Source organism: Bradyrhizobium sp. HKCCYLRH2015, assembly GCF_051168215.1.
Taxonomy (GTDB): domain Bacteria; phylum Pseudomonadota; class Alphaproteobacteria; order Rhizobiales; family Xanthobacteraceae; genus Bradyrhizobium.
In genome coordinates, this window is record NZ_JBNPUO010000005.1 from 271,242 (window position 1) to 280,000 (window position 8,759).

General features: G+C 62.9%; 7 protein-coding genes, 2 tRNA genes and 2 rRNA genes (1 of these 11 only partly in view). 7 read left to right on the forward strand and 4 right to left on the reverse strand.

The window, feature by feature from the left end; genetic code table 11:
• Window positions 1-17: 17 nt before the first annotated feature.
• On the reverse strand, window positions 18-1,376 hold the full coding sequence (locus tag ACQR1H_RS15265; RefSeq protein ID WP_434907780.1) for an LLM class flavin-dependent oxidoreductase: 1,359 nt from the start codon (window positions 1,374-1,376) through the stop codon (window positions 18-20).
• Between the two features lie 210 nt (window positions 1,377-1,586).
• Between ACQR1H_RS15265 and ACQR1H_RS15270 the strand changes: the two genes are divergently transcribed.
• Together ACQR1H_RS15270 and ACQR1H_RS15275 are read left to right on the forward strand one after the other, a co-directional pair.
• Window positions 1,587-3,254, forward strand: coding sequence for a tannase/feruloyl esterase family alpha/beta hydrolase (locus ACQR1H_RS15270; protein WP_434907781.1), 1,668 nt, complete (start codon window positions 1,587-1,589; stop codon window positions 3,252-3,254).
• Between the two features lie 140 nt (window positions 3,255-3,394).
• A complete protein-coding gene (locus tag ACQR1H_RS15275; RefSeq protein WP_315805163.1) occupies window positions 3,395-3,604 on the forward strand; it encodes a PRC-barrel domain containing protein in 210 nt (69 codons plus the stop codon).
• A gap of 51 nt (window positions 3,605-3,655) precedes the next feature.
• Here ACQR1H_RS15275 and ACQR1H_RS15280 read toward each other — a convergent pair whose 3' ends face one another.
• A complete protein-coding gene (locus ACQR1H_RS15280) occupies window positions 3,656-4,063 on the reverse strand; it encodes an NUDIX hydrolase (RefSeq protein ID WP_434907782.1) in 408 nt (135 codons plus the stop codon).
• Between the two features lie 268 nt (window positions 4,064-4,331).
• On the opposite strand from ACQR1H_RS15280, the gene ACQR1H_RS15285 reads away from it, so the two are divergent.
• Window positions 4,332-4,559, forward strand: a complete 228-nt coding sequence (locus tag ACQR1H_RS15285) for a hypothetical protein (RefSeq protein WP_434840428.1) — start codon at window positions 4,332-4,334, stop codon at window positions 4,557-4,559.
• A 62-nt stretch (window positions 4,560-4,621) separates the two neighbouring features.
• Here ACQR1H_RS15285 and ACQR1H_RS15290 read toward each other — a convergent pair whose 3' ends face one another.
• Complete coding sequence (locus tag ACQR1H_RS15290) at window positions 4,622-4,948, reverse strand: hypothetical protein (protein WP_434907783.1); 327 nt, start codon at window positions 4,946-4,948, stop codon at window positions 4,622-4,624.
• A 242-nt stretch (window positions 4,949-5,190) separates the two neighbouring features.
• The gene (locus tag ACQR1H_RS15295; protein ID WP_434907784.1) at window positions 5,191-5,352 is read right to left on the reverse strand and encodes a hypothetical protein; all 162 of its coding nucleotides are present in this window, start codon (window positions 5,350-5,352) and stop codon (window positions 5,191-5,193) included.
• Window positions 5,353-5,978: 626 nt separating this feature from the next.
• Between ACQR1H_RS15295 and ACQR1H_RS15300 the strand changes: the two genes are divergently transcribed.
• From ACQR1H_RS15300 to ACQR1H_RS15315, 4 genes are all read left to right on the forward strand, one after another.
• Window positions 5,979-7,467 (forward strand): 16S ribosomal RNA (locus ACQR1H_RS15300).
• A gap of 248 nt (window positions 7,468-7,715) precedes the next feature.
• A tRNA-Ile gene (locus ACQR1H_RS15305) sits at window positions 7,716-7,792 on the forward strand.
• Between the two features lie 155 nt (window positions 7,793-7,947).
• A tRNA-Ala gene (locus ACQR1H_RS15310) sits at window positions 7,948-8,023 on the forward strand.
• Between the two features lie 515 nt (window positions 8,024-8,538).
• A 23S ribosomal RNA gene (locus tag ACQR1H_RS15315) occupies window positions 8,539-8,759 on the forward strand (it continues 2,625 nt past the right edge of the window).
• The 16S and 23S rRNA genes sit together here with 2 tRNA genes alongside, the layout of an rRNA operon.

Consider the following 8,759-nt stretch of genomic DNA (forward strand, 5'->3'; position numbering starts at 1 on the left):
AGTCCAATGCCGCTGTGCTATGGCCGGTAGCCTGCCGCGGGATGCGGGGCCGCGAGCCGGGCACGGCCGAACAGCTTTTCGCGCAGCGTCCCCGGCTGGTAGGCCTTCTTGTAGCGGCCGCGTCTGGTCAGCTCCGGCACCAGCATGTCGGCGACATCGGCAAAACTCTCCGGTGATAACGCAAAGGCGAGGTTGAGGCCGTCGACCCCGGTCTGCTCGATCCAACTCTCGATGAGATCGGCGACCTTCGCAGGCCCGCCGACGAACACCGGGCCGATGCCGCCGATGCCGACATGCTCGGCAACCTCGCGCACGGTCCACACCCGGTCCGGATCGGCCCGCGTGACGTTGTCCATCGCGCTGCGGCCGGCATCGTTGAGCACGTGGCGGACCTGCTGGTCGAGGTCGTAGGTCGAGAAGTCGACGCCGGTCCAGCCCGACATCAGGGTCAGCGACGCCTCGTGGTCGATGTAGCGGCGATAGTCGGCGAACTTCGCCTCGGCCGCCGCATCGGTTTCGCCGAGCACGACGGTGGCGATGCTGAAGATGACGATGTCGCTGCCCGCGCGACCCGCGTCGGCGGCGGCCTGGCGGATCGCGGCGACGCGCGGCGCGATGATCTTGGCCGACGGGCCGGACATGAACACGCATTCGGCATGCCGGCCGGCGAACACGCGGCCGCGCGGCGAGGTGCCGGCCTGATACAGCACCGGCGTCCGCTGCGGCGACGGCTCACAGAGATGGATGGCGTCGAGCTGGTAGTTCTCGCCGTGATGGCTGACGCGGTGGACCTTCGTGGGATCGGTGAACACGCCGCTGGCCCGGTCGCGCTTGACGGCGTCGTCCTCCCAGCTGCCTTCCCACAATTTGTAGACGACCTCCATGTATTCGTCGGCGACATCGTAGCGGTCGTCATGCGCGGTCTGGCGGTCCTTGCCCATGCCACGCGCGGCACTGTCGAGATAGCCGGTGACGATGTTCCAGCCGATGCGGCCTTCGGTGAGATGATCGAGCGTCGACATCCGCCGCGCGAACGGGTAGGGCGGCTCATAGGACAGCGTGCAGGTGACGCCGAAGCCGAGATGCTCGGTCACGGCGGCCATGGCCGAGATCAGCATCATCGGATCGTTCACCGGCACCTGGATGGCGTGACGGAGCGCCGCGTCGGGGTTGCCGCCATAGACATCGTAGACGCCGAGCACATCGGCGAGAAACAGTCCGTCGAAGCGGCCGCGCTCCAAGGTCTTGGCGAGGTCGAGCCAATAGGGCAGGCGATTGTAGTCGGAGGACCGGTCGCGCGGATGCCGCCACAGGCCGGGCGACTGGTGCCCCACGCAGTTCATCGCAAACGCATTCAACCTGATGTCCGCAGCCATGATGTCCCTCGGCGCTTCCTCGACGCCCATCAGATGGCACGCTTCGGCCGACGTTTTCAATCGCACCCCTGCGCACGGCCGCTTGCGGCGGGCGCAGGCTTGGCTATGGTCGGAAGCGATCGAGCGCGCCGCGAAGCAACGACGATGCGTGACGGGCTTTGGCCCGCAGGTGTGGGGACGACTGTGAGGACGATCGTGAGGACGACCGTGATGACGATCCGTGTGACGGCGCTGACCGCGGTCTTGCTGACGACGTCCGCCATGGCGGCCGCGCACGCGGAGGAGTTCAAGGCGAGCTGTGCGGCGCTGGCGCAGGGCTTCTCCGGCAGCGGCCGCATCGTCACGGCGGAATTCGTCGCTGCAGGCGGCGTGCAACTGGCGCCGCCCGCGCCTGCGGGCGCGACCGCACCCGCGCCGGATCACTGCTTGATCCGGGGCAAGATCAACGAGCGTACCGGCATCGACGGCAAGCCCTATGCTGTTGGCTACGAGCTGCGATTGCCCGCGACGTGGAATGGCAAGTTCGTCTTTCAGGGCGGCGGCGGCGTCGACGGCGTGCTGCGCCCGGCACTCGGCCTGCTCACCGGCGCGACGCCGCCCAACGGACTCTCGAACGGCTATGCCGTCGCCTCGACCGACTCGGGCCATCTCGAGGAGCCGGGGCCGCTCGGGCCGTATCTGTTCGGCCTCGATCCGCAGGCGCGGCGGGACAAGGGCTACAGCTCGATCCCGCCGGTGGCCGCGGCGGCGAAGGCCGCGGCCGAGAAGCTGTACGGCAAGGCACCGCGCCGGTCCTACTTCGCTGGCTGCTCCAACGGCGGCCGCCAGGCGATGGCGGTGACGCAGCGCTTCCCCGAGCTGTTCGACGGCGTCATCGCCGGCGCCCCGGCCTATCGCGTGCCGTTGGCCGGCATCGACGTGATCGCGCAGGAGCAGGCGCTGCTGGCGATCGCGCCTCCGGGACCTGACGGCAAGGCCGATGTGGGCAGCGCGCTGACCGACGACGACCTGAAGCTCGTCGCCGATGCCGTGACCGGCTCTTGCGACGGCGCCGACGGTGCCAAGGACGGCATGGTGCAGGATGTCATGGCCTGCCGCTTCGATCCGGCCGTGCTCGCCTGCAAGGACGGCGAGAGCGCGCAATGCCTGTCCGCTACAAAGCTGAAGGCCGTCAGGCTGATGTTCGACGGCAGCCGCAATTCCATGGGCGGATTGATCTATGCGCGCTGGCCGTATGATCCCGGCCTTGCCGCGCCCGGCTGGCGCGCCTGGAAGCTCGGTACGCCCAAAGCGAGTCCGCCCAATGCGCGCAACCTCACGCTCATTCCCGGCGGCGTCGCCTATGATTTCATGAGCCCGCCGGAGACGCCGGAGGATCTCGTCGCCTGGGTGCGCAATTTCGATCTCGACCGCGATCCGCGGAAGGTGATGAAGGGCGCCGGCGGCTTCGACGCCGGCATGGAATATGAGGCCGCGATCTCGACCGATCTCGACGCCTTCAAGGCGAAGGGCGGCAAGATGCTGTTCTATCACGGCACGGCCGACCCGATCTTCTCGGCGCTCGACACGATCGACTATGTCGATCAGCTCAAGACCAGATACGGCCCTGATGCCGACGGCTTTGCGCGGCTGTTCCTGGTTCCCGGCATGAACCATTGCGGCGGCGGACCCGCCACCGATCAGTTCGACTTGCTGAGCGCGCTGGACCGATGGGTGGAGGGCACGGCCGCGGCGCCCGAGGCGATCCGGGCCACCGCGCGGCGCGCGCCCGATGTGCCATGGCCCGGGCGCACACGCGATCTCTGCGCGTTCCCGAAGGTGCTGACCTACAAGGGCAGCGGCAGCCTCGAGGGTGCGGCGAATTTCGAGTGCCGCTGAACCGGTGGTGCATGTCGTCTGCGCGGTGCACGATCACTTGATGAGCGGTTGAATTGGGATGGGTACGAGCCGATCTATCCGCCAGCGCCGGCCTGTCTCCGCAGCGTTGCGGCTCCCATCAGCCCTCAGACCGTTCAATCATGGTTGCCGTCAAGACGCGAGCCTTCACCATTCTGTGCGAGTTCGAGCACGCCCAGACCGAGCTGATCGGGAAATGCGTGGCCTTGAGCGACGGCAAGGCGGGAACCGTCGAGCAGGTGTATCTCGACGAGCTGCATGGGTTGCGCATCACCCTCAGCGGTCATGACGGGCGCTGGCCGGTGTCGACCATCAAGTTCACGCAATCCTGAGCGGCGGCGTTGGTCTCGGATCTGGAGCGCTCAATTGATCGAGCGGCTCGATCAACGCTGCTTGGCGTGCCCGCTGGCAAAGCTCTCGATGAGGCGCCGCAGCTTGGCCCGGTGCACGCGACGTGCGGCTTCCGCGGCGGGCAGCCAGGCCAGCTTCCGCTGCCCGCGTTCGGGATAGCGTCCGTGCTGCTTGGTCACCTTCAGCGGGTAGAGCTTGACCTCGCACGGGATCTTGCGCTTGCTGTGCTTGAAACGGCCGAGCGGCTGGCGGCCGATCTTGCCGCGCAAGCCTGCCTCTTCATACGCCTCGATCGCCGCGACCCGATGCGGATCCTTGCGAAGGATCGGCGAGCCCTTCGGCACCGACCAGCGCTGCTTGCGCCGGGTGGTGATCAGCAGGATGCTGAGCTGCGCGGCCTCGATACGAAAGGGCAGGGCGGCAAATTGCTTGTTCTTCATGAGACCCCCTTTCGTCGAATGCCTTGAACCATACACCGGCTCGATTGGTTCCTGAGAGAGCTGCCGGAAAACCTGGGCCGCTGCATATCAAATGATCCGAGAGCGGGCCGGCACCGCGGCTACCGTCGATGCTCCCGGCGCGGCCGGCCGCTGCTGGTCTGCCGTCCGGGACGACGTTGGTCACGGCCGATTCACCTATGTTGATGCGCGCGGCATCGCCTGATCTAGAGTTGTCGATGCGCATCAATGAAACTGGATGCAATCCCGCATGGAAGTAGAAGGTCAAAAGAAGCGGCGCCGGCGTGTCAAGCAGACGATGTCGCTGGGTGAGCGGTTGCTGGAGATGGCGCGCGAGGCGCGAGACAGGGCGAAACGTCTGCCCCCGGGCATCGAACAGGCCAGGCAGCTGCGGCGCGCCCGCGAGGCCGAAGCGATCGTCGAGCTCGATCGCTTCCTGACGGCCCCAGCACGCAGCACGCCGCCGCGGTCGCGTTGACGCCGTCTCGCGCCGGCCTCGGACGACGTGGCGCGACGCCGCGGAGGTCACCACGCAGCAGGTCACCAAGCAGCAATGTCGACCGAGCAACAATGCCGCGGCTGCTTTTGCGGCATGCGGACTCGAATTGATGCAGACATCGCTGCAGCGACGCGCTCGACAGGATCGACGTCCTGAGCGACCGCAACGACCATGCGTTGCGCAAGGCAGTCCAGAGACGCGAGCACGATCACACCATTTCCAAGGCCGCGCGGATTGAAGCATGTTTGGTTGGTGGCGAGGGCGCCCTCGGCTTCACGGCCGACGGGCGTTTTTTGGGGACGCGGGACGGACGACGTGTCGCGTTGGGGGTGCTCTCGACCGGCTCCGTCCGGCGTCGTCGCGCGCATCGCTGATCTGGCTGCGGCCGCGAAGGCGAGAGCGCCGGGCTGGTGGTATTTCCGGAGCTTGCGGCAACAGGGCTGACCGAATCCGGCCGAGACGGCGAGCCAATTCCCGGCCGCGTCACCGCCAGGCTTTGCGGATATCGCCGATCCGTATCACCGGCGTCACTTCGGTGTTCGCGGTGGCGAGAGCAATGCCAGTTCGCATTCGCGAATGTGGTGCGACGCCGCGAATTTCGATCCCGGGCTCAGCGGCGTGTTCGGTGCGGAACCATTGGCGTTTCCGCGTCCGCGCTGCGATCGTCGCAGGCGGGGAGGGGATCGCGACCGTCGAAATCGACACCCGCAATCTCGACAGCGTCTGTTCGACCAACCTTGCCCGGCGGAAGGATGTCGTCCTGCATGCCCATGCCGCGCTCGTATCGTGCGCCGGTGCAACCGAAGGCGGGCAATTCCCGACGCTGCGCGCGCCCACCGTTCCAAAATGGAACGGAAACCGCGTGTGAGGGGTTCGAGCGTGGGGGCGACAGCGCTATCCACATTTCTGCACAGCCGTCGCAAAAAGTTCTTGCGCGGGATGCGGCATCGCACTATCTCACCACCACGCCAGCCGGACATCACTGATGACTGAGGCACCCGACTTTCGGGACCGACGTTGCTTTTCGTCTGACTGGCTCCTGAGTTTTTCTTCAAGAAATGCTCTTGACGGTCTCTGAAAATCGGCTATGTGAAGCGCCCCGGACATCGGGACTTCTTCGGCGAAACAGACGATCGAAGATGATGCACTAAGTAGTTCAAGCGAACTAACAAGTGCGGGCTGTTTGACAAGTGAAGATGAAGAAAGAGAAACGTGGACGGCGGAGTCCTTGCGGGTCTCGGGGTTGAGAGCTTCGGCTTTTGGTTCTGAGATCGGACGAGAAGACTTCGGCGGACAATGTTTCAAAGGTAACACCATGGTTTTCGCGCTGTGAAGCGTGGAGATCGATTGGTGGGACCTCGTCAAACGTTGTGATCAGCCGGTTCAAAGCTTCAAGTTCAACTTGAGAGTTTGATCCTGGCTCAGAGCGAACGCTGGCGGCAGGCTTAACACATGCAAGTCGAGCGGGCGTAGCAATACGTCAGCGGCAGACGGGTGAGTAACGCGTGGGAACGTACCTTTTGGTTCGGAACAACACAGGGAAACTTGTGCTAATACCGGATAAGCCCTTACGGGGAAAGATTTATCGCCGAAAGATCGGCCCGCGTCTGATTAGCTAGTTGGTGGGGTAATGGCCCACCAAGGCGACGATCAGTAGCTGGTCTGAGAGGATGATCAGCCACATTGGGACTGAGACACGGCCCAAACTCCTACGGGAGGCAGCAGTGGGGAATATTGGACAATGGGGGCAACCCTGATCCAGCCATGCCGCGTGAGTGATGAAGGCCCTAGGGTTGTAAAGCTCTTTTGTGCGGGAAGATAATGACGGTACCGCAAGAATAAGCCCCGGCTAACTTCGTGCCAGCAGCCGCGGTAATACGAAGGGGGCTAGCGTTGCTCGGAATCACTGGGCGTAAAGGGTGCGTAGGCGGGTCTTTAAGTCAGGGGTGAAATCCTGGAGCTCAACTCCAGAACTGCCTTTGATACTGAAGATCTTGAGTTCGGGAGAGGTGAGTGGAACTGCGAGTGTAGAGGTGAAATTCGTAGATATTCGCAAGAACACCAGTGGCGAAGGCGGCTCACTGGCCCGATACTGACGCTGAGGCACGAAAGCGTGGGGAGCAAACAGGATTAGATACCCTGGTAGTCCACGCCGTAAACGATGAATGCCAGCCGTTAGTGGGTTTACTCACTAGTGGCGCAGCTAACGCTTTAAGCATTCCGCCTGGGGAGTACGGTCGCAAGATTAAAACTCAAAGGAATTGACGGGGGCCCGCACAAGCGGTGGAGCATGTGGTTTAATTCGACGCAACGCGCAGAACCTTACCAGCCCTTGACATGTTTGGGACCGGTCGCAGAGACGTGACCTTCTCTTCGGAGCCCGAAACACAGGTGCTGCATGGCTGTCGTCAGCTCGTGTCGTGAGATGTTGGGTTAAGTCCCGCAACGAGCGCAACCCCCGTCCTTAGTTGCTACCATTTAGTTGAGCACTCTAAGGAGACTGCCGGTGATAAGCCGCGAGGAAGGTGGGGATGACGTCAAGTCCTCATGGCCCTTACGGGCTGGGCTACACACGTGCTACAATGGCGGTGACAGTGGGAAGCTAAGGGGCAACCCTTCGCAAATCTCAAAAAGCCGTCTCAGTTCGGATTGGGCTCTGCAACTCGAGCCCATGAAGTTGGAATCGCTAGTAATCGTGGATCAGCACGCCACGGTGAATACGTTCCCGGGCCTTGTACACACCGCCCGTCACACCATGGGAGTTGGCTTTACCTGAAGGCGGTGCGCTAACCAGCAATGGAGGCAGCCGACCACGGTAGGGTCAGCGACTGGGGTGAAGTCGTAACAAGGTAGCCGTAGGGGAACCTGCGGCTGGATCACCTCCTTTCTAAGGATGGCTCTTCAGCATGATCTTCGGATCGACTGGTCTTCGGACCTGTCAGCTATCGAGCTGTTTTAGAAACATCAGGGGCCATCGAGATCGCCAGATCTTGCTTGAGCTCCATTGGCGGGATTTCGCCGTCTTCGTTTCTCTTTCTTCGCGGACGAACACGCTGCCTGGGGCTTGGCGCTGTGCATCATCATGGCGCTGCAAGGCACCGGGTGGTTGACTTGATCCGAGCCTCTCAAGCGTTAGGGCTTGTAGCTCAGTTGGTTAGAGCGCGCGCTTGATAAGCGTGAGGTCGGAAGTTCAAGTCTTCCCAGGCCCACCAGCCTTCGCGCCTCACGGCGCTTCGGCTCGGCAAGCCAGAAGATGCGCGAAGGCTGTCGCGCCGTAGCCCAGTTGGGCGAAGGCGGACTGGTCAACGCGAGCTTCGGCTAGTTATCGTCTCGACGATCGCGCTGCTGCATTCGTCTTTCCGAGTATGGGGCCTTAGCTCAGCTGGGAGAGCGCGTGCTTTGCAAGCATGAGGTCGTCGGTTCGATCCCGACAGGCTCCACCAGCCTTCGCAGGCTACGCCTGCTTCGGCTCGGCAAGCCAGCAGATGCGCGAAGGCTGTCGCGCCGAAGCCCGACAGGGCGTAGGCGGGCTATGGCCACGATCGAGCAGTGTTCAAACATTCGTCCGCGAGACAACATTTCGCATTGTCTGGTCCTCACCGGGACTACAGGCAACTGCGTGTTATCTGACATCGTGAAGAGGAGATCGATCCGAGTAGGGTCGTGCAATGAGGGCCACCGCGCAAGCGGTCCGCACCTCGACTTTGCACCGACGCCTTCACTATCTCCGGGTCATTTCGGCGCAAGACACTCCATGCTGCGAAGCATGACGCTGTGAAGCGTGTGTCCTGTTGTAAATGACTCTGTTCGCTGCGCTTGACCGCACGGCGATCGGTTCGATCTTAAGAAGCAAGCTGGTCTTTCTAATCAGTGTCCTCGCTGTCTCTAACGCCGGTCCTTCGGGGCAGGTGAGAGCAGTGAACATTCTGCCGAGTGTGTGGACATTGATAATGAGAGCAATCAAGTGCCTTAAGGGTGTTCGGTGGATGCCTTGGCGCTGAGAGGCGATGAAGGACGTGCTACGCTGCGATAAGCCGTGGGGAGCTGCGAAGAAGCTTTGATCCGCGGATTTCCGAATGGGGAAACCCACCTTCGATAGCCGGAACTCCAAGACCTCGAGTCTTGGTGTTCGATTGGGAGACCGAGAGAATTCAAGGCCGTGAGGTTTTGGATTTCCGG

Coding starts and splice junctions, on each gene's coding strand:
- ACQR1H_RS15270 (WP_434907781.1), top strand. CDS start 1,587: ATGACGATCCGTGTGACGGCGCTGACCGCGGTCTTGCTGACGACGTCC.
- ACQR1H_RS15285 (WP_434840428.1), top strand. CDS start 4,332: ATGGAAGTAGAAGGTCAAAAGAAGCGGCGCCGGCGTGTCAAGCAGACG.
- ACQR1H_RS15295 (WP_434907784.1), bottom strand. CDS start 5,352: ATGGGCATGCAGGACGACATCCTTCCGCCGGGCAAGGTTGGTCGAACA.
- ACQR1H_RS15275 (WP_315805163.1), top strand. CDS start 3,395: ATGGTTGCCGTCAAGACGCGAGCCTTCACCATTCTGTGCGAGTTCGAG.
- ACQR1H_RS15280 (WP_434907782.1), bottom strand. CDS start 4,063: ATGAAGAACAAGCAATTTGCCGCCCTGCCCTTTCGTATCGAGGCCGCG.
- ACQR1H_RS15290 (WP_434907783.1), bottom strand. CDS start 4,948: ATGCGCGCGACGACGCCGGACGGAGCCGGTCGAGAGCACCCCCAACGC.
- ACQR1H_RS15265 (WP_434907780.1), bottom strand. CDS start 1,376: ATGGCTGCGGACATCAGGTTGAATGCGTTTGCGATGAACTGCGTGGGG.